The 20207-nt window shown below is 30.4% G+C and carries 18 protein-coding genes and 1 CRISPR repeat array; of the genes, 7 read left to right on the forward strand and 11 right to left on the reverse strand.

Annotation, left to right across the window (positions count from 1 at the left end):
• Positions 1 to 3: 3 nt before the first annotated feature.
• Complete coding sequence (locus ELQ05_RS05860) at positions 4 to 1194, forward strand: molybdopterin molybdotransferase MoeA (protein WP_070241101.1); 1191 nt, start codon at positions 4 to 6, stop codon at positions 1192 to 1194.
• Positions 1195 to 1311: 117 nt separating this feature from the next.
• A CRISPR array of direct repeats spans positions 1312 to 1611; the repeat unit is 36 nt; unit sequence GTTTTAGTCCCTTTTTAAATTTCTTTATGGTAAAAT.
• 144 nt (positions 1612 to 1755) lie between these two features.
• Here the strand turns inward: ELQ05_RS05860 and cas2 are convergent.
• Genes cas2 through cas9 form a run of 3 tightly spaced genes read right to left on the reverse strand, consistent with a single transcriptional unit; the run spans position 1756 to position 6030 of the window.
• The gene (gene cas2, locus ELQ05_RS05865) at positions 1756 to 2187 is read right to left on the reverse strand and encodes a CRISPR-associated endonuclease Cas2 (RefSeq protein ID WP_002797817.1); all 432 of its coding nucleotides are present in this window, start codon (positions 2185 to 2187) and stop codon (positions 1756 to 1758) included.
• Positions 2180 to 3070 (reverse strand): type II CRISPR-associated endonuclease Cas1, encoded by an 891-nt coding sequence (gene cas1, locus ELQ05_RS05870; RefSeq protein WP_134240009.1) that lies wholly within the window; start codon positions 3068 to 3070, stop codon positions 2180 to 2182. The genes cas2 and cas1 overlap by 8 nt, the downstream gene beginning before the upstream one ends.
• The gene (gene cas9, locus ELQ05_RS05875) at positions 3067 to 6030 is read right to left on the reverse strand and encodes a type II CRISPR RNA-guided endonuclease Cas9 (protein ID WP_134240010.1); all 2964 of its coding nucleotides are present in this window, start codon (positions 6028 to 6030) and stop codon (positions 3067 to 3069) included. The genes cas1 and cas9 overlap by 4 nt, the downstream gene beginning before the upstream one ends.
• Before the next feature lie 206 nt (positions 6031 to 6236).
• Here cas9 and dcuC point away from each other — a divergent pair, with 206 nt between their 5' ends.
• Complete coding sequence (dcuC, locus tag ELQ05_RS05880; RefSeq protein ID WP_134240011.1) at positions 6237 to 7691, forward strand: C4-dicarboxylate transporter DcuC; 1455 nt, start codon at positions 6237 to 6239, stop codon at positions 7689 to 7691.
• Between the two features lie 20 nt (positions 7692 to 7711).
• On the opposite strand, the gene purM is transcribed toward dcuC, so the two are convergent.
• Complete coding sequence (gene purM / locus ELQ05_RS05885) at positions 7712 to 8701, reverse strand: phosphoribosylformylglycinamidine cyclo-ligase (protein WP_057042709.1); 990 nt, start codon at positions 8699 to 8701, stop codon at positions 7712 to 7714.
• Between the two features lie 60 nt (positions 8702 to 8761).
• Between purM and coaE the strand changes: the two genes are divergently transcribed.
• From coaE to ELQ05_RS05900, 3 genes are read left to right on the forward strand one after another with little or no spacing between them, the layout of a single operon-like run.
• Positions 8762 to 9367, forward strand: coding sequence for a dephospho-CoA kinase (gene coaE / locus ELQ05_RS05890; protein WP_057042710.1), 606 nt, complete (start codon positions 8762 to 8764; stop codon positions 9365 to 9367).
• Entirely contained in the window at positions 9364 to 10113 is a 750-nt protein-coding gene (gene dapF, locus ELQ05_RS05895; protein ID WP_057042711.1) for a diaminopimelate epimerase, read from the forward strand. The genes coaE and dapF overlap by 4 nt, the downstream gene beginning before the upstream one ends.
• Positions 10088 to 10819, forward strand: a complete 732-nt coding sequence (locus tag ELQ05_RS05900; protein ID WP_057042712.1) for a glucosaminidase domain-containing protein — start codon at positions 10088 to 10090, stop codon at positions 10817 to 10819. The genes dapF and ELQ05_RS05900 overlap by 26 nt, the downstream gene beginning before the upstream one ends.
• Here the strand turns inward: ELQ05_RS05900 and ELQ05_RS05905 are convergent.
• From ELQ05_RS05905 to tupB, 7 genes are all read right to left on the reverse strand, one after another.
• Positions 10816 to 11853 (reverse strand): DUF4143 domain-containing protein, encoded by a 1038-nt coding sequence (locus ELQ05_RS05905; protein WP_002892926.1) that lies wholly within the window; start codon positions 11851 to 11853, stop codon positions 10816 to 10818. The two genes, ELQ05_RS05900 and ELQ05_RS05905, sit on opposite strands and share 4 nt — an antisense overlap.
• Before the next feature lie 64 nt (positions 11854 to 11917).
• On the reverse strand, positions 11918 to 12367 hold the full coding sequence (locus ELQ05_RS05910; protein ID WP_057042713.1) for a DNA starvation/stationary phase protection protein: 450 nt from the start codon (positions 12365 to 12367) through the stop codon (positions 11918 to 11920).
• A gap of 127 nt (positions 12368 to 12494) precedes the next feature.
• Positions 12495 to 13715, reverse strand: a complete 1221-nt coding sequence (locus ELQ05_RS05915; protein WP_052799596.1) for a glucose-6-phosphate isomerase — start codon at positions 13713 to 13715, stop codon at positions 12495 to 12497.
• Positions 13709 to 14533 carry a UTP--glucose-1-phosphate uridylyltransferase GalU gene (gene galU, locus ELQ05_RS05920; protein WP_002871129.1) on the reverse strand — a complete coding sequence of 275 codons (825 nt, stop codon included), beginning with the start codon at positions 14531 to 14533 and terminating at the stop codon, positions 13709 to 13711. Before galU ends, ELQ05_RS05915 begins: the two co-directional genes overlap by 7 nt.
• Before the next feature lie 81 nt (positions 14534 to 14614).
• A complete protein-coding gene (gene acs / locus ELQ05_RS05925) occupies positions 14615 to 16588 on the reverse strand; it encodes an acetate--CoA ligase (protein ID WP_002877298.1) in 1974 nt (657 codons plus the stop codon).
• Between the two features lie 137 nt (positions 16589 to 16725).
• Positions 16726 to 17721: a tungstate ABC transporter ATP-binding protein TupC gene (gene tupC, locus ELQ05_RS05930; RefSeq protein WP_134240012.1), complete on the reverse strand. Its 996-nt coding sequence runs from the start codon at positions 17719 to 17721 to the stop codon at positions 16726 to 16728.
• 1 nt (position 17722) lies between these two features.
• Entirely contained in the window at positions 17723 to 18409 is a 687-nt protein-coding gene (gene tupB, locus ELQ05_RS05935; protein ID WP_180381613.1) for a tungstate ABC transporter permease TupB, read from the reverse strand.
• Between the two features lie 78 nt (positions 18410 to 18487).
• Here tupB and tupA point away from each other — a divergent pair, with 78 nt between their 5' ends.
• Entirely contained in the window at positions 18488 to 19297 is an 810-nt protein-coding gene (gene tupA, locus ELQ05_RS05940; protein ID WP_002882425.1) for a tungstate ABC transporter substrate-binding protein TupA, read from the forward strand.
• Between the two features lie 141 nt (positions 19298 to 19438).
• Complete coding sequence (locus tag ELQ05_RS05945) at positions 19439 to 20206, forward strand: LamB/YcsF family protein (RefSeq protein WP_096702785.1); 768 nt, start codon at positions 19439 to 19441, stop codon at positions 20204 to 20206.
• Position 20207: the final 1 nt, after the last annotated feature.

Raw genomic sequence — 20207 nt, forward strand, 5'->3', positions numbered from 1 at the left:
AAAATGTTAATGTCTTATGAAGAAAGTTTAAAAATTTTACACTCTCATATCAAAACTTATGAAAAGATTGAAAAAATAGCTCTTACAGAGTGTTTAGGACGCATTTTAGCTCAAGACATAAAAGCCCTTAAAAATCAGCCTGAATTTCCAACTTCGGCTATGGATGGTTATGCGATCAAATTTGAAGATCAAGATAAGCCTTTAAAAATTTTAGGCCTCACACCTGCAGGCACTATGCCACAATTTAGCGTGCAAAATGGTACTTGTGTAAAAACCTTTACAGGCTCACTCATGAGCGAAGGAAGCGATACTTTAGTCCCTGTTGAAAATGTACGCGTAGAAAATGATACTCTTTTTATAGAAAAAAAAGTTCCCCAAGCTTTTGCCGTGCGTGCGGTAGGAGAAAACTATAAAAAAGATGAAATTTTACTCAAAAAAGGCACAAGGTTAAATTATAGCGAAATAGCTCTTTTAGCTGAACTTGGATTTTTTCACATTGGTGTGTTTATAAAGCCTATTGTAGGGGTTTTAAGCAGTGGAAGTGAGATAAAAGATCTAGGAGAAGCCTTGGAAAATCCTGCTCAAATCCGCTCTTCAAATCATATCGCCATAGCTAATTTAGCTAAAAATTTAAATTGCGATACAAGGGTTTTTCCTCTTTTAAAAGATGATGAAAAAGCCACTTTTTCTACCCTTGAAAGCGCTTTGCAAAGTTGTGATATTTTGATTACAACAGGCGGGGTTTCTATGGGGGATTTTGACTTTTTAAAAAAAGCTGTAAAAGAATATGAAATCATCATCGATAAAGCCGACATAAAACCAGGTAGACATATCAAAATAGCCAAGGCTAATGAAAAATTCATCATCGCCTTACCAGGTTTTCCTTACTCGGCTATGGTAATGTTTAATCTTTACGCAAGAGAGATTTTAAACTCTTGGTTACTTCAACCTAAAGACTATATTTGCAAGGCCTTTTTACAAGGAAGTTACAAGAAAAAAACACCTTATTTGGAATTTGTCGCTTGTAATGTGGAATTTAAAAATGGACGCATTTTAGCCAATCTTGAAGGTAAGAAAGAAGGCTCTAGTGCGATTATAAACAATCTTAACAATAAAGCTGCCCTTATGGTGGTACCAAAAGAATGTGAAATTTTAGAAAATGAAAGTTTAGTGGATATTATCTTTATGCCTTAAAATTATTTAAATAATTTTATTTCGATTTTAATCAACCCTAAATTTCAATAAGTTTCAAATTTACAACCTCCTTTTAGTGAAGTAATTAGCCCTAGCAGAGTTTCAATCCACTAGGGTTTTTTAGTCCCTTTTTAAATTTCTTTATGGTAAAATCATAGTCCTTCACGATTTGAAAATACTTTAGTTTTAGTCCCTTTTTAAATTTCTTTATGGTAAAATCAATAATGCTGACCTATCATTAAAATTAGGGTTTTAGTCCCTTTTTAAATTTCTTTATGGTAAAATAAATTGAATTTAATAATAAATTTATGCGTAGTTTTAGTCCCTTTTTAAATTTCTTTATGGTAAAATTAGATGAAGTTCAAATGCTTATTTTTGGTGGTTTTAGTCCCTTTTTAAATTTCTTTATGGTAAAATAGATATTTACCAGATAATGAAAATTTCGGGGTTTTTTCATGAAAAATAGCAAAAATTATGCTATAATCTCATAAGAAATTTAAAAAGGGACTAAAATAAAGAGTTTGCGGGACTCTGCGGGGTTACAATCCCCTAAAACCGCTTTTAAAATTCAAATAAATTTTGCTGATGATATTTTTCTTGTTTTTTGTTTATTTGAATTTCTTCGTTATTTGAATTTTTATATTTAAATTCTCCATGACTATCTATATCAAAAAGCGTTAAATTGGTTTCGTTATTAACTTTTTCGTTAAAAACTATGCCACCAAGCAAAAGCTCCATTTTATCAAACTGCTTTTCAGTGATGATTAAAGCCCTTACATTTCCATAAGGTGGCAAAATCTTTTTTACATTTTCAATAGAACTTTTTGCAGAACTTAAACCCTTGCAAATACGCATATAAACGCTAAATTGCAACATAAAATAACCTAATTTTATAAGATTGTTTCTAAATTTACTTGCTAGTTTTTGCTCTTTTTTACTTTTAGTTGGCACATCAAACATCAAAAGCACACGCATAAATTTATCTTCAATCATCAAATTTTACTATCTTTAGCTCATCTTCATACAATAAAGCATTTTTAAAATTTGCCACATAATGATTTATCGCTCTGTTTAAAGGATAATTTTGCCCATCAAAATTGATTTTGCTTTGCAAATTGCCAATCAACGCTCTTTTGTCATCTTTGCTTAAAAACTCACTTTCACCCTTAAGCTTTAAAACACAATCATCAACACTAGCCCTAAACACTTCTATCAAATCATCGCAAAGCGCAAAAGAATTATAAATATTATCGTGCTTTATGCCAAGCCAAGGCAAAAGCCCACTTATACAAACTGCTCTAATAATACAAGCCCTAATGATTGCATAGCCATAATTTAAAGCAGAATTTTCAAAGCAAAGCTCATCTCTTGAAAAAGAAACACCAAACAAAGTTTTAAAATAAAGCGCCGCCGCAACAGCTTCGATATTTTTACTATCATTTAAGCTTACTTTTTTAGCCAAATTTATAAGCTCATTGCTTTGCTCTATTTTATTGTGTTTTTTCAAAACAAAGGCTTGATTTAGGATTTTGTTTTTAATGATTTTTTGCCATAAAATAGCCTTTTTTTGAGCACTTACATTTATTTGTTCTTTTGCGATTTTTGCACTTTGAAAATGCCCTAAAAAAGGAGTAAAAACACCATTTATACTATGAGTTTCATCGCAGGTTAGCAAGATGATTTTATGCTTTGCAAAAGCGTTAAAAAGTGCGGAACTAAGGCTTGCTTGTAAGCTTTCTAAAATGATGATATTTATATCTTTTAAAAACAATTTGGCTATATTTTCATCTTGCTTAATCACAAGATGATTTAGCTCTAAATTTAGCTTGGCATTAGAGCTAATAAGCAGTGTTTTAAAAACTTCATCGTAACTCATTTTTTAAAATCTTCTCTTTGTCTAAACTCAGCCTTTGTCACTTCTCCAAGTGCTGAAACTATGTATTTTTCAAATACTTTTAGATTTTGAATTCCTATGCTTTTTGCGATTACTTCTTTTTCATTTGCATTTTTAAACAATATTTTTTGATTTTTGCTTAGCGTTTCAAATTTATTATCGTGTTTTGAAACAATCAAACTAACAGTAGAGCTTGTAAAAGCATTAAAATAAACAAGTTCTGGCTCTTGCATATCTTTAGTTTGAATTAAAATCAAACTATCTTTGTATAAAGAAAAGCAAAACTCATAATTTTCATCCATTAAAATCCAATCTTTTATAAGACCTGACTTTTTATCTTTACCTTGCACCACGGCTTTATTTGGTAATACTTTTAAAGCAAAATCCATAGTATAAATTGGCACAGCATAAAATTTATTTGTCTTTTTGTGTTTAAAAATATCCACTCTAAACATATCGCCATTTTTAACAATTTTACCATTTACTTTGCGGATTTTACCAAGCTCTAGGGCTTTTAAAACTCCTTCTTTTCCGCCGTATGATTGATAGAATTCTTCTTCTTTTCTAAATGTTTCTTCGTGTAAGGCTCCGCTTGGCTTTTTTCTCTCAGGTTTTGAGACAAAAATTTCATCAATTTTATCTAAAACCTTTTGCCTAAAACCACTAAAAGGCTCAAAAAACTTCCTTTTGTTTTTATAATCTAATTCACTAATTTTTTTTGCATAAAGTTCTGCACTGTTGCTTTCTTGCTCTTTTTTAAAATCTGAAAAAGCCTTTACGATAGAGTTGTTTGCATAAGCTATAATTACCGCATCGATGGCGTGATGAAGATGATTATTTCTATCTTTAGTGCTAAAGCCCCAAGTGTGTCTTAAAGCCGATGTTAGCATACCGCTTTTTGCTTCTACATGCACTTTTGAGCCTTTTTGTATGTCATTTAACTTTGTATTTTCATCATCGCTTAAAGGTAAAAAATCTAAATAATCTTTAGTATAGTTTAAAACAAGCCTTGCGATGTAGCGAGTATCGTTTAGATTTCTATCTTTAAAGTCTTTTTGCTCTTTGTCTTTATAGTTTTTATCTAAAATTCTTTTTTGCTTTTTAGTAGGCAAATTTTTTGCTAAAACTTCAATTTTCTGCCATTTTGTACTATCATTGCCAAAGGCTTCAAAGGGGGTTTTATTAAGCTTTTCTTGATTTTGCTTGGTAAAAACTAAAACCTTATTCATATAAGAATCATCAAAACTTCTAGAATAAGGGTAAATATGGTCAATTTCAAGCATTTTTTCATCTTGCAAATCGCTAAGTTTAATCTTTTCTCCACTATAAGCACAAAATTCTTTTTGTTCTTTAAATAATCTTAATTTTAAAATATTTTTATTATTTATTTTTAAGCCTAGTTTTTCACACTCAAGCTCGGCGTCTTTTTTGGCCTTGTAGTTTTCATTTTGCTCTTTTTCTATTTTAGCTCTTTGGCTGTGATTTTTACCTACTTCTCTTGCTAATTCAATGTTTATTTTATGCACTTTGCCGTATTTTTTAAGTAAAGCATTTAAGACCTTTCTGTATTCTTTAATCGCCCTTAAAACTACAGGATTAGTTACCTCATCTTTATAATAAGTTTCATTAAATGCGGGTAAAAAATCTTTTTTATCTTCATTGATTACTACTTTTAAATTAAGCTCATTACAAGCTTCATCGTATTTTTTACCTTCAAGCATTAAAGGAGTGATAAGTTTTAAGGCTTTAAAACTTATATTTAAATGGTCTTTAAATTCCAATTTGCTTAAACTATCAATTTGATTTTGATTTAAATCGTATTTTGCTAAAGCCTTTTTAAGCTTAATCTCATCTTTTATAAGGGTAATATCTTTTGCTATTTCATTTAAATCATCTTGGCTTAAACTATGATCACCTAGGGCTTTTATAAATTCTTTATATTTTTTAAACTCAATAAAATAAGTTCCTTTTTCTCCTTTAAATTCATAATCATCACTTAAACCCAAAAGCTTTTTTGTTTGTTTATAAGTTAGAGTGCCGTTTTTTAAAACTTCATTCAAAAGCGTGTTTAAATCATCTTTTGTATATAAAATTCCTTCAGTATTTTTAAGATTGTTTAAAAGATTGATAATTCTTGTAAGTGCTATAAACATAAAAGCTAAAGGCGAATTTTTTGGCGCTCTTTTTTCATCGGTAAAAAAACTACAATTTCCCACCAAATGAGAAAAATCTTTTAAAGCCCTTTTATAAAATGCTACACTAAGCACCTCTTCTTCAAATTTTTTTGAAAAAGAAAAGCCAAATTCTCTTTGTTTTTTAAAAATAAGCTTTAATTCATCTTTTAAAAAACTTTGCGCTATGCAGCGTTCATAACTTTCTTTTTTATTTCTAACATTTATAAATTCTTTGGAATTTTCTTTGAATTTTTGAAAATACTCTTTATAAAGATACTCTCCCACACTTTGATAATTTACTAGTTTTTCTTCATTTTGCTTGATAGCTTTTAAAATTTCACTCTTTTCTTCATTATCGCTATTTTTTATATTATCATAACCACGCCTTTTTGCAATATGTAAAATCACTCTTGCAAAATCTTGCTTACTTAAAAGCTCGTTTAAAGCTCTAAATCTTAACTCATAAGGGCTAATTAAAGAGCCTTTATAAGCCTTAGCTAAACTTTCATCAAAGCTTTGATAATCTTCGTAATTTAACTTAAATTCATTTGCGATTAAATGTTTTAAGTGATTTAGCCTTGCTTTGCGTCTAGCAAGGCGTTTTCTAGCACTTCTTGCAAGGCGTCTTGGTAAGGCTAGGGATTCTCCTGTTTTAGGATTTTCAGCCTTTGTAAAAATCCTAACTCCGCAATCTTTTAACTCATCATTTTCGCTAAATGCCCAGCCAATAGAGCTTATTCCTATATCAAATGCCAAAATTCTTGCCACACTAGATCCTTTTTAATATTTATGATTTGTTTATAATTATAATATAAAAATCATTTTTTATACAAACATAAACCTTTCAGTAACCAAACTATACATATTATTAATTTTATAATGCAAAAAATAAGTAAAATTTTAAATGAAAAATATTTATTAGTTAAATTTTAGCTAAAATAAAATAAAAGCTAATAATAACCTTAGGAGAAATCATGCCAATTTTTATGATATGTTCTACACTTTTAGCGGTAATTGTTGTTGCTTATTATATACTCAAAAAATACAATCCCATTTTTGTATTTTTTCTTTCAGGTATTATCTTGCTTATTTTTGCTTTTTATATCACAGGAACACCTATACCAAAAGCTCCAAGCAGAGAACATACAAGCTTTTTGAATGTTTTACTTGATAGCTATGCTTTTATCACAGCGACTTTTAAAAGTCAGCTTTCTGGAGTAGGGCTTATTATCATGAGTGTGGCAGGTTTTGCTGTCTATATGAAACATATCAATGCTTCGGCAAAACTTGCTTTTTTAGCAAATAAACCCTTAGGAAAAATCAAAAATAAATACTTGATTTTAAGTGGAACTTTTGTTGTTGGAATGGCTTTAAAAATCGTCATTTCTAGCTATGCTGGATTGCTTTTGCTTTTGTTAGCATGTATTTATCCTGTTTTAATCTCACTTAAAATCCGTCCTATTACAGCTGTATGTGTGCTTTCTTTAATTGCACTTGATTATGGTCCAAAAGATGGAAATTCAATCAATATGGCAGATATGGTAGGACAAAGTGATAATGTCGTAGGGCTTTTTTTAAATTACCAAATTTATAGTGTGATTGCCTATGTTGTAGCTATTGCCATCTTGATTCCTTTTTATTTTGCTTGGATTGATAAAAGAGATAAAGAAAAAGGTGTTTTAAATGATGAAGTTGAAATTCCGCAAATCATTGATCCTAAATGCCCTACTTTTTACATACTCTTTCCTTGGTTACCTGTTGTATTTTTATTTACAGCGTATTTTTTTACTATCAAGCTTGATGTTGTAACAGCAAATTTTGTAAGCATTTCTTTAGTTTTTCTTGTTGAATTTGCAAGACACAGAAATGCTAGAAAATTAGGCGAAGATATAATGGTGATTTTAAAAGCTATGGCTGAAATTTTTATCTCAGTCGTAAGCATAATCATCGCTGCTGGAGTATTTGCTGAAGGCATTAAAGCACTTGGTGGAGTTAATATCCTTGCTAACGCGGTTTCAAATCTTGGAACAGGAAATTTTGCATGGTTTGGAATTCTTTTGAGTATAGCTATTTTAAGCTTTTTAGTTTATTTTGCCACAGTGATTATGGGAAGTGGAATTGCTGCTTTTAATGCTTTTGGCAAACTAGCTCCTGATATAGCTACAAAATTAGGCGTTGCACCTATTACTCTAGTTTTACCTATAGAAATTGCATCTTGTTTAGGTCGTGCAGCTTCACCAATAGCAGGCGGAATCATAGCTTTAGCTGGATTTGCAAAAGTAGCTCCAATGGATATTATAAAACGAACCACTCCTCTTTTACTTATCGCTATGCTTGTAAATGTACTCGTAGCCTTTTATCTAGCACAAACCAATCCTTTGCCAAAAGAACAAAACACTACAAAAATAGAACTTAAAATACAAAAATAAAGCGTATTGACGCTTTATTTTCACTCTAAAACAATACCTTCATTAATGCAAATTTCGCCGATAATAAAGGCATCTGAATTTTCTAAAACCTTACTTACATTAGAAGGATCTACAACCATTACTAAACCCACTCCCATGTTAAAGCTTCTATACATTTCGCTTTCTTCTACAGCCTGTCCTATAGTATAAAAAATTTCAGGAGTTTTAAGATGATGTTTGCGTATAGTTGCACCCATACCACGAGGTAAAACGCGTGGTAAATTTTCTACTAAACCACCCCCTGTAATATGTGCTAGAGCACTGATATAAGGCTTTAGTGTAAGAAAATCACGTACATAAATCCTTGTAGGTTCTAACAAAATATCAATTAAATTTTTACCCTCTATCTTGTCATCAAATTTTAATTTTAAACTTTCAAAAAGTACTTTTCTAGCTAAAGAATAACCATTTGAATGAAGTCCTGAACTAGGAAGTGCCAATAAAATATCACCATTTTTAACAAATTTACTTCTATCAATCTCATCTTCTTCAGCCATACCCACTGCAAAACCCGCAAGATCAAAATCATCTTTTGCATACATTCCAGGCATTTCAGCAGTTTCTCCGCCAATTAATGCACAATTTGCCATCTTACATCCCTTGGCAATACCTGATACAACAGCCTTTGCTACTTCTACTTCGAGCTTGGCTGTAGCATAATAATCTAGGAAAAACAAAGGCGTAGCAAAATTACAAATCAAATCATTCACACACATTGCTACTAAATCTTGCCCTATAGCATCATATTTTTTAGCATCAATTGCCAAGCGAAGCTTAGTACCAACCCCATCTGTTGCACCTAAAATCACAGGCTTTTTAAAACCACTTGGCATTCTAAAAGCACCAGCAAAAGAACCAATTCCACCTACAACATTATCATTAAAAGTTTCTTTAACCAAAGGTTTTATAGCCTCTACAAAGGCATTTCCATTATCTATACTTACGCCTGCATCTTCATATGAAATTTTCATTTATTTTCCTTTAAGAAGTAAAAAGGTATTTTAACGAAAAAAGTTTTAATAAGGCATAAGATGAAAAATGCTTTTTTTGTAACCGCTTCAATTGCTTGTGGTAAAAGCACTTTTATAGAAATAGCGAATTCTTTAGGCTTTAAAAGCATTAGCGCAGATAAAATCACTCATAAAATTTTAGATGAAAATGCTTTAGAACTTGAAAAGATTTTTTCTCCCTTTAGTTTAAAAAATTTACTCACAAAAGAAAAGAAAATCGATAGAAAAATCCTTGGAGAAATTGTTTTTAATAATAAAGAAGCTAAAAAAATCTTAGAAAATTTCACTCATCCTAAAATTCGAGCTAAAATTTTAGAACAAATGCAAATTCTAGATAAGGAAAATAAAGCTTTTTTTGTAGAAATTCCTCTTTTTTTTGAAAGCGGTGCTTATGAAAATTTAGGCAAAGTCATAGTAATTTACACACCTAAAGAATTAAGCCTTAAAAGAATCATGCAAAGAGATAAGCTCAGCTTAGAAGCTGCAAAAGCAAGACTTGATTCTCAAATAGATATTGAAGAAAAACTTAAAAAAGCAGATTTTATCATTAAAAATACTAATTCTTATGCCGATTTTAGGCAAGAATGTGTTAAAGTAATACAAGAAATTTCTAAAGGAAAAATGTGAAATTTTATAAATATTGTGCAAGTGGGAATGATTTTGTCATAACAAATGCTGATAGAAAAGAAGATAGAAGTGCTTTAGCTAAAGAACTTTGTAATCGTTATGAGGGTATAGGTGCGGATGGCTTTATCGTGATATTGCCTCATGAAAAATACGACTTTGAATGGGAATTTTATAATAACGATGGCTCAAGGGCTGCTATGTGTGGCAATGGCTCAAGGGCTGCGGCACATTTTGCACATCATATTAACAAAATAAATCCTAACATGAGTTTTTTAACCGGTGCAGGAGTAATAAAAGCAAAGGTAAATCAAGATAGAGTTGAAGTGTCTTTAGGCAAAATAAAAAGCGTGCAAAATACTTTTGAAGAATTAGGAAAAACTTGGCAACTTTGCGACACTGGAGTTCCACATCTAGTGCATTTTTGTCAAAATTTAGATGAATTTGATACAATGCTTTGTCAAAAAATGAGACAAAAATATAATGCCAATGTAAATTTTGTAAAAATTTTAGATGAAAATTATTTAAAAGTTCGCACCTATGAACGCGGAGTTGAAGATGAAACCTTAGCTTGTGGCACAGGAATGGGGGCTTGTTTTTATCTGGCATTTTTAAATAAAAAAGTACAAAATAAAGTTAAAATAACTCCTAAAAGTGGTGAAGAGGTGGGGTTTGCATATAAAAATGAAGAATTGTTTTTTGAAGGAAAGGTAAAGTATTGTTTTGAAGCCAATTATAATTTTTCTTAGTTTTTTTCTAATCCCACTTTTTGCTGATGATCTAAAGAGTGGATTTGGAGAGGAATATTATAAACTTGATATAGATCAAAAAAGACAAATTTTTTTTATAAAAATGAATGAAATGTTTAATCAAAGCTTTAAAAAAATTGAGCAAGAAAAAGCTTTTATCGAAGCGTTTTTTAAAGATGCTTACAAAACAGGCTTTAGGACTTCAAACCAAACAAATCTTGAAAAACTTATCATGATAAAAAACAAATATCGCATTGAAAATCTTTATGATTTTACAGAATACAAAAAACGTATTCAAAAAATTCCAAAATCCATGGGTATAGCCCAAGCTTTAGTTGAAAGTGCTACAGGTACAAGTCGCTTCGCAAGAGAAGCAAACAATCTTTTTGGAGAATGGACTTGGGGTAAGAAAGGTTTAATTCCTGATTTAAGACATCCAGATAAAAAACACAAAATTAAGATTTTTGATAGTCTGCAAGATAGTGTTGACTCTTATGTTTTAAATTTAAATCGTCATTTTGCTTATGAAAAGTTTCGCGATGCAAGATCTAAATTTAAAAGCGAAGGTAAAGAGATAACAGGGCTAGAGGCTATTAAAACTTTAGATTCTTATTCTGAACGCAAGGGATATTATATCAATCTTATTACAAAAATCATCAAACGATACAACCTTGAAAAATACGATACGAACTCAAACAACACCTAAAATCCAAGTGAAAATTTATCAAAAGATATGACTTCAAATTTAACCCCTTGTTCAAAAAAACTATCCTCGCTTGAAAGAGTGATAAAAATCACATGAAAAATTCCAAGTTCTAAAGCCTTTGGTAAAATTTTCTTAGCACGTAGTTTAATCAAATCAATATCTAAAGTTGGACTTGAAATATAAGCAATTTTAGATATTTGGCTATAAAAGTTAAAGTATTTGTTATAAAAAAATTCTTCTTTAAATTTAAACAGCTCGCTTAAAACTAAATTTTCAAATAAATGTGAAAAATCCTTTGAAATACAAAGATTATTTCTTAGGCCAAAATCTTTAAAATAAATCTTTTGAAGTTTTTTTTCATCATGTTTTAAAGTATAGATCACATAAGTATTTTCTAATTTTTTTATAGCTTGATAAACACTATCTTTTGAAGTTTTTAATCTTTTTTTGAGTTCTATAAATATCTTAGAAATACTGATTTGCTGACCCAAATTTAAAGCTAAATACTTTAAAATTTCTAATTCTAAAAGAGTGAAGCTTTGTCTTAGAAGTATGTTTTTTTCTCCAAATTTACTGCGTCCACTTTGCAAAAAAAGACCTACTAAATTATTTATAGGTAAATTTTTCTTACTTACACTAATAAATTCTTCAAAATCAAAATAATCGAGTTCAAGCTCTTCAAACCCATTTATATTTAAATCTTTTATATTTGTACTTAAGATGATGGGAATTTTAATTTTTTCTAAATTAGGGATAAAATCCAAATTATAAAGGCAAAGAATTTTAATTTGTAAATTTTCATTCAGAAAATCAGCAAGTCTTTCTAAACTTTGTTTTTCAAAGCGTGTATCATATAAATCTAAAAACAAAATTTCACTTGCTTTAAATTGAGATAAAAAATTAAAAATAAGTGTTTTTTTACCACAAAATCGTGGGCCTTTTATGATAATATTTGGTTTTGAAATTTGATTTTTTCTTTCATAACTTACTTCAAATTTAGGGTGGTTTTCATAAAAAAAATTAAGTACTTTCAATTTTATCCTTTAAAAAAGGATATTATAACCTAGTTTGTATAATTGGGGCATAAAGCCCCTTAAATTACATTTTGCAAGTATCTTGTAAAGTAGCGCCTATCATCCAAAGACTTTTTTCATATTTTGCGATATTTTCTTGCGCAAAAGCAGCTGTTGTGGTATCACTTTCTTTTTCTGCTGCTTCATTGAGTTTTTTAAATTCTGCTAAAAGATATTCATAATCTTGTTTGATCAGTTCTATGACTTCAAGCGGAGTAAAGCAATCTTTTGCAACTTTTGGACTTTTTGCATTTTCCATTAAAACTTTTTGGCAAGTGATAGCTTTTTCACCAAGTTGTAAAACTCTTTCAGCACAACTATCAAAAAGTTCTGCCATTTCTTCATAAGCTTTTTCTGTGTATTCGTGTATAGAAAAAAATTGCAAACCTTTTACATTCCAGTGATAATTATGAAATTTAACCCATAGATGATGAGCATCTGCTTGCATTTGTAATAATTGTTTTGTAACTGACATGATTGACTCCTTTTTTTTGATTTTTAAAATTATAACATAAAATTCTTAAATAATAATTATTATTAATTAATAGTTTTTATTATAATTTTAACTTAAAATCATTATACTCTTTTTTAATGAATTTTTATCAAGAATTCAATATATTTTTTAAGATTAATTTTCCAACTTCTACACCAGGTTGATCATAAGTATTAATTCCTAGCATAATACCACAAGTTGAAGTAAAAAGTTCATAATAATACATCAAATATCCCGCATGCCAAGCGTCAAGTTTTTCAAGTTCTATCACATCGACACTTAAATTTTCAGCAATTAAAGCGTGCATAGTTGCATCACATTGGGCGTTTAAAAGTTCGTGAAGATTGACTTTGTTACTTAAAGAATCTAAAAATTTAAAATGAATATCAGGGATAATAGGCGCTTTTTGAGCGTCTTTGATTTTTAAAAAAGTTACAGTTTTATTTTTAGGTCCATCCATAATGAGTTGTAAAAAACTATGCTGATCTCTTGCTCCAATGAGTGCAATAGGAGTTAAACCTATGCGTTTGTAGCCTTGCTTTTTACCTAAACTTTCAGCAATAAGCTGGATATACCATTCATTAAAGCCTTTAAAAGCATCGCTATATGAAAAAAGTACATTGATATTGGCATTTTTGTGTGTGCAATAATGATAGGCTTTTTGTAAAATTTCATCTTTTTTATGAGTAAAAAAATCTTCAAAACAAGCTTTAGCTCCTTCTAAAAGAGCTTTGGCATTATAGCCACAAAAACAAAGTGGAACTATACCTACAGCTGAAAGTATGCTAAAACGACCTCCTACATTTGCAGGGATAAAAAAGCATTTAATACCTAAATTTTCACCTTCTTGATGAAGTTTTGAATCCTTATCGGTAATAAAAACAAAATATTTTTTTAATTCTTGCATATCGAGTTTAAAATGTTCAATAAGAAGTTTAAAAAGCGATACAACTTCTATAGTGCTACCTGTTTTACTGATGATTAAAAACAAACTTTCTTCAAGCTTGATTTTTTCTAAAGTCTTATTAAAAGAATGTGAACTTGTGTTATCGAGTATAAAAAGCTCTCTTTGGTTGCTTTTTTCATTAAAAAGCATATCACGCAAGGCTTTTACACCACAACTTGAACCTCCCATTCCCACTAAAACAATATTTTTTATGTGTTCTTTGTCTTTGATAAAAGCCAAACTCTCATCAATCAGGCTTAAGCTTGTGTCAATAAGATGATAATACCCTATATCTCCACTTTTTACCTCATCATTAATACGATTTGCATAAGAGCTTATAGTGTGAATTTCACTTTGTTTAAAAAAAAGTGTATTGTTTAACATTTACTTTTCTCGTAAAAATAATTTGTCGCCTCTACAAAGCCTTCTACACTTCCACAATCAAAGCGTTTCCCTTGAAATTTATAAGCTAAAACCATACCATTGGTTGCTTGAGTTAAAAGCGCGTCGGTAAGTTGAATTTCGCCATTTTTTCCTGCTTTAGTATTTTCTAAAATTCCAAAAATATCAGGAGTTAAAATATATCTTCCTATGATAGCAAGATTACTTGGAGCTTCATCAGGACTTGGTTTTTCTATCATAGAATTAACCATGATAAGATTTTCTTCTACAAAATTTCCAGAAATTACTCCATAGTTTGAAACTTGTTCTTTTGGTACTTCCATCACAGCTATGATGGTGCAGCGATATTTTTCATAAATTTTTACCATTTGAGCCATAACATTTAAGCCTTCTTCATTGACACACAAATCATCAGCCAAAATTACGCCAAAAGCTTCATCGCCAACCAAAGGTTTACCTTTTAAAACCGCATCACCTAAGCCTTTCATCTGATTTTGTCTTGTAAAAGTAAAGGTGCAACGATTGATCAAAGAGCGAATTTCATCAAGCAAGTATTCTTTTTTTGTACCTGAAATTTGATGCTCAAGTTCATAAGAAATATCAAAATAATCCTCCAAAGCTCTTTTTCCACGCCCTGTGACAAAGCCCATATTTTCCATTCCTGCTTCCAAAGCTTCATCAACCCCATAATGGATCAAAGGCTTAGTTAAGATAGGTAACATCTCTTTAGGTAAAGTTTTTGTTGCAGGTAAAAATCTCGTCCCATAACCTGCCGCAGGGAAAATACAAGTTTGAAGCATAAAAATTTCCTTTTATTTTTTTATCATTATAGCTTATTTTTATGAATTTTTATGCAACAAGGCAAAGTTCTTTTTGCCTTGTTATTCAAACTCTGCCTTAGCTAATTTAACAATGATTTCTACTACTCCAGAATCTTCGAGCGTTGAAATATCCTGTTTGATTTCTTCACCTCTTGCTATAGTTCTTAAAATTCTTCTCATTATTTTACCACTTCTAGTTTTTGGCAAACCTGGAGTATAAAGAATTTTTTCTATTTTAGCTATAGGTCCTATTTCTACTCTTAAAATGTCATTAAGTTCTTTTAAAGTTTCTATAGCTCCGCCAAGATCACAACTGGATGCAGGACTTAAAACCACAAAAGCAAACAATGACTCGCCTTTAATCGCATCCAAAATACTCACTACAGCTGATTCTGCTACACTTGGATGTTTAGCAATAGCGCTTTCAATTTCAGCCGTTCCTATACGATGTCCTGCAACATTAACCACATCATCTGTTCTTCCTGTGATAGTTATATAACCATTTTTATCATAAAAAGCACCATCGCCACTAAAATATACAGCTTTTCCATCTTTTCTAGCTTGAGAAAAATAACTTTCTATATAGCGTTCATCATTACCCCAAATTCCACGAATCATCGAAGGCCAAGGTTTGGTTATACAAAGCAATCCATCTTCACCTTCATCTTTTTTATTGCCTTCTTCATCAATAACTTCTGCAAAAATTCCTGGCAAAGGCAAGGTAGCACAACCTGGTTTTAAAGGAGTAGCACCTGGTAAAGGCGTGATCATATGCCCACCTGTTTCTGTTTGCCACCAAGTATCGACTATAGGACTTTTAGTTCTCCCTATTTCATCATAAAACCACTTCCAAGCACTAGGATTGATAGGCTCTCCAACCGTTCCAAGCACTTCAAGCGTACTTAAATCATATTTTCTTGGCTCATCAGGTGCATCAGCATGAAGCATTCTTATGGCAGTTGGCGAAGTGTAGAATTTGCTTATTTGATACTCTTCTATCATTCTCCACCAACGCCCAGAATTTGGATAAGTAGGAGTTCCTTCATGCATTATAGTCGTTGCTCCACATGCTAAAGGCCCATAAACTACATAAGTATGTCCTGTAATCCAACCCACATCAGCACTACACCAATAATTATCATAATCTTTAATATCAAAAACCCATTCCATAGTCATTTGTGCCCAAAGTATATATCCTGCACTTGCATGCATAACTCCTTTTGGCTTACCTGTTGATCCTGAAGTGTAAAGCAAAAACAACAAATCCTCGCTATCCATGATTTCGGGTTCACACTTATAAGACTCATTTTTCACAAGTTCGTTATAAACATAATCCCTTCCTTTAATATATTCTATAGGTTCATTATTGCGTATAACTATAAGTACTTTTTCTACACTTTCGCACCCTTCACTTAAAGCCTTATCTACTGCAGGTTTTAACATATAAGGTTTGCCACGACGAAAAGCACCATCAGCTGTTACTACAAGTTTAGCTCCTGCATCTATAATCCTATCTCGCAAAGCTTCTGGAGAAAATCCTCCAAATACCACACTATGAATAGCCCCAATCCTTGCACAAGCTAACATTACTATAGCTGTTTCTGGAATCATAGGCATATAAATTACAACCCTATCGCCTTTTTTTACTCCGAATTTTTTAAGCAAATTGGCCGCCTTGCAAGTTTCATGCAATAATCTTCTATAAGTATAAACTTCATAATCCCCCATTTCACCTTCAAAAATCAAAGCAGCTTTATTGCGTCTTGTTTTCATATGACGATCAAGACATTGATAACTTACATTTAAAGTTCCACCTTCAAACCATTTATAAAATGGAGCTTTATCCTCATTTAACACTCTTGAAAAAGGCGAAAACCACTCGATCTTCTCAAGTGCTTGTCTTTTCCAAAAACCTTCAAAATCTTCCTTGGCTTCATCGCATAAATCATAGTATTCACATAAATTTTTTATACGAGCATTACGAGAAAATTCTTTACTTGGCTTAAAAAGCTCTTGATTATTTTGATTAAGCATAAAAACTCCTTTATGGTTATTTTTAAACATTATATAAGAGTTTATTTGTATTAAATACAAATTTAAAAAATAATTAAGATAAATTTTATAAAAAATGGGAATATTTGTAATATTTTATTTAAATTTTATAATGTATGTTAATTTAAGAAACATATTGCATCTTCATAAAAATAAAGACTGAGTTCTTCGTATAATTTTAAATCGAATTTTAAAAATTCTTGTTTTTCTAAGGCAAATTCTAAAATTTTATCCATACAACTTACCCTTATAAAAACATCACTTTTCCTGCTTCTAAGTGCTATAATATAACATTTTTCTAAAATAAACTCATAATTATTTTTTGGGATATTTTTAGAATTAAAAAAAGAAATTTTATAAGGATCAATAGCAATTTTACTTGGAGGTTTTTTAAAATCTTTATATTTTTTACAATTACTAAAATCTATAAAATTACAAAATTTCACACCTTGATTTTCTAGTTCAAAAACATTAGTATTTTCAAATTCTAAAATTTCTCCACTGTGTAAATAAAGTTTTTTTTGCGCCAAAGAATCTAAAAAATGTTTATCATGACTTGCGATTAAAAAACCTGTATTGAAATTTTCATGCATTTTAAGAATAGCTTTTTTAAATAAAAGCGTAGTATTTTTATCCAAAAAAGCACTCGGTTCATCAAGTAAATAATACTTCGCTCTTACGCTTAAAGCTATAGCAAAAGCTATTTTTTGACTTTGTCCTGATGAAAGTTCATTAGGATATTTACTTAAAAGACTTTCATCTAAATTTAAAAACATCAAACTTTCTTTTATACGTTCTTCGATATTTTCTTTAATCCCATAAGTTTTTAAAGTAAATAAAAAATTTGCCCTTACGCTACGATTTAACAAAATGGGCTCTGGAAAAAGCAAATAAATTTCACGCTTTTGTTTATTATTAAGTTTAAAATTTCCAAAATAAGAAATATTTTTTGAAAAATCTCCTTCTAAAAATTTTAATATTCTTAAAAATGTAGATTTTCCACTTCCATTCGTTCCCATTAAGATGCTAATTTTACTAGTATCAAGTTTTAAATTTTTAATTTTTAAAACTTCTTTGTTTTGATAGTTGAAAAAAAGATTAGAAATTTCTATCATTTTATGTTCTTTTGAGTTTATGTGTGATGAAATTTAAACAAAAAGCAATGAGAATTAAAACCAAAGCCAAAGCTATACCGCTAGCAAATTCGCCTTTGTTGGTTTCAAGAGAAATAGCCGTGGTTATGGTTCTAGTGTCGTATTTGATATTTCCACCTACTATCATCGCTACTCCTACTTCTGCTACAATGCGTCCATAAGCTAGTGCAACGACGCTAATCAAAGCAAAGCGTAATTCATAAATCATCATTAAAACAAGTTTTAAAGGACTTAGGTGAAAAGATTTTATAAGTAAAAAATGTTTTTTATTCATGTTTTCTATCAAATTTGAAAAAAGTGCGATCACTATAGGAAGCGCTAAGACAAACTGCCCTAAAATTAAAGCCTTTATAGTAAAAAGTAGTCCAAATTCCCCCAAAGGTCCTCGACTTGAAATCAGTGCATAAAGTATAAGTCCTACTGCAACTGTTGGAAAAGAGAGGCTAGTATCTATGATAAGTTTTATAAAGCGTTTGAATTTAAAATCAAAAAAGCCTAAGATAAATCCCAAAGGAAAACCTATAAGCAAAGCCGAAATTATAGAAATACTTGAGCTTAAAAGTGTAGTTTTTATAGCCGAAATTACACTTTCATCAGCATTGAAAAGTAAAAATAAAGCTTGCTTAAAACCATCAAAAATATAATCCAAAAATATCCTTTTTAAAATAAGTAATTTTAGCATAATTATGCTAAAATATTTTTTTATGTAAATTTATAAGGAGAAAAAATGAAAAAAATCATTTCTTTAGCCCTTGCTTTAGCTTTAAGTGCAAGTGCAGCAGAACTTAAAATGGCAACCACAACAAGCACTGACAATACAGGACTTTTAGATGCTCTAAAACCCCTTTATGAAAAAGAAAGTGGCAATACCTTAAAATGGGTTGCGGTAGGAACAGGTGCAGCTTTAAAAATGGGTGAAGATTGCAACGCTGATGTGCTTTTTGTGCATTCTCCAAAGGCTGAAAAAGAATTTATGAAAAAAGGCTTTGGCGTAGATAGAACTCCTGTGATGTATAATGATTTTATCATCATCGCAGATAAATCTTTAGCTTCTAAATTTAAAGGTAAAAATTTAAAAGAAAGCTTAGAACTTATCAAAAATGAAAAGCTTACTTTCATCTCAAGAGGCGATAAATCAGGCACTGATAATAAAGAAAAAAGCCTTTGGAAAAATCTTGGCGGTGTTCCTGAAAAACAAAGCTGGTATCAACAAAGCGGACAAGGTATGCTAGCAAGCATTAAAATCGCTGAAGAAAAAAAAGGTGTGATTTTAACTGATCGTGGTACCTATATCAAATATGAAGCCAATGAAAAAGGCAAACCAAACTTAGTAATCGTAAATGAAGGCGATGATAGTCTTAAAAATTTCTATTCTGTTATAGCAACAAATCCTAAGCATTGTAAAAATGTAAATTATACAGAAGCTAGCAAATTTATCAAATGGGTAACAAGTGATAAGACTTTAAATTTCATTGCTGATTTTAAACTTCTTGATAAACCTTTATTTGTAATTGATGCAAAAACAAGAAAAGACTAAAAATTAAGCAGGTTTTAACCTGCTTAAAATATCATTTTTTACTTATTGTAACTTTTTTATTTATTTTTCAAAACTTTTAGCTTATTTAAAATTCTTCTTTAGATATAATAAAATCAATAATTAAATATACAAGGTCAAATAATGTTCAAAGTGGATTTAAATAGTGATTTAGGGGAAAGTTTTGGCACCTATAAAATGGGGATGGATGAAGAAATTTTAAAATTTGTAAGCTCAGTAAATGTCGCTTGTGGCTTTCATGCGGGTGATCCTTGTGTGATGGATAAAACCTTAAATTTAGCCAAGCAAAATGGTGTTTGCATAGGAGCACACCCATCTTATCCTGATCTTTTGGGTTTTGGAAGACGCAATATGCAAATAAGCTTTGAAGAGGCTAAAAACTATGCCTTGTATCAACTAGGAGCTTTATTTGGCTTTGCTAAGGCAAAAGGTATGAAAATACAGCATTTTAAAGCCCATGGTGCACTTTATAATATGGCTGCTCTTGATGAAAATTTAGCCTTAGCACTTTGTGAGGCAGTGGCGAGTTTTGATGAAAATATTATTTTTCTAGGGCTTAGTAATTCTGCTATGAATGAAGCGGCTAAGAAAAAAGGTTTAAGATATGCTAATGAAGTTTTTGCAGATCGTGCTTATAATGATGATGGCACTTTAGTTTCAAGAAAATTAGAAGGAGCGTTAATACACGATGAAAATTTAGCCATCAAACGCGTGATAAAAATGATAAAAGAAAGCAAAGTTACAAGCATAAATGGCAAAGAAATTGATTTAAAAGCGGATAGTATTTGTGTTCATGGGGATAATGCAAAAGCTTTAGAATTTGTTAAAAAAATCAAAGAAAATTTAGAAAAAGAGCAAATTCAAATTTGTGCTTTGGAAAATTTTATATAGG

The sequence above is a fragment of the Campylobacter sp. US53 genome (assembly GCF_004378995.1).
Classification (GTDB): Bacteria; Campylobacterota; Campylobacteria; order Campylobacterales; family Campylobacteraceae; genus Campylobacter_D; species Campylobacter_D jejuni.

Coding starts and splice junctions, on each gene's coding strand:
- ELQ05_RS05860 (WP_070241101.1), top strand. CDS start 4: ATGTTAATGTCTTATGAAGAAAGTTTAAAAATTTTACACTCTCATATC.
- cas2 (WP_002797817.1), bottom strand. CDS start 2,187: ATGATTGAAGATAAATTTATGCGTGTGCTTTTGATGTTTGATGTGCCA.
- cas1 (WP_134240009.1), bottom strand. CDS start 3,070: ATGAGTTACGATGAAGTTTTTAAAACACTGCTTATTAGCTCTAATGCC.
- dcuC (WP_134240011.1), top strand. CDS start 6,237: ATGCCAATTTTTATGATATGTTCTACACTTTTAGCGGTAATTGTTGTT.
- purM (WP_057042709.1), bottom strand. CDS start 8,701: ATGAAAATTTCATATGAAGATGCAGGCGTAAGTATAGATAATGGAAAT.
- coaE (WP_057042710.1), top strand. CDS start 8,762: ATGAAAAATGCTTTTTTTGTAACCGCTTCAATTGCTTGTGGTAAAAGC.
- ELQ05_RS05910 (WP_057042713.1), bottom strand. CDS start 12,367: ATGTCAGTTACAAAACAATTATTACAAATGCAAGCAGATGCTCATCAT.
- ELQ05_RS05915 (WP_052799596.1), bottom strand. CDS start 13,715: ATGTTAAACAATACACTTTTTTTTAAACAAAGTGAAATTCACACTATA.
- galU (WP_002871129.1), bottom strand. CDS start 14,533: ATGCTTCAAACTTGTATTTTCCCTGCGGCAGGTTATGGGACGAGATTT.
- acs (WP_002877298.1), bottom strand. CDS start 16,588: ATGCTTAATCAAAATAATCAAGAGCTTTTTAAGCCAAGTAAAGAATTT.
- tupC (WP_134240012.1), bottom strand. CDS start 17,721: ATGATAGAAATTTCTAATCTTTTTTTCAACTATCAAAACAAAGAAGTT.
- tupA (WP_002882425.1), top strand. CDS start 18,488: ATGAAAAAAATCATTTCTTTAGCCCTTGCTTTAGCTTTAAGTGCAAGT.
- ELQ05_RS05945 (WP_096702785.1), top strand. CDS start 19,439: ATGTTCAAAGTGGATTTAAATAGTGATTTAGGGGAAAGTTTTGGCACC.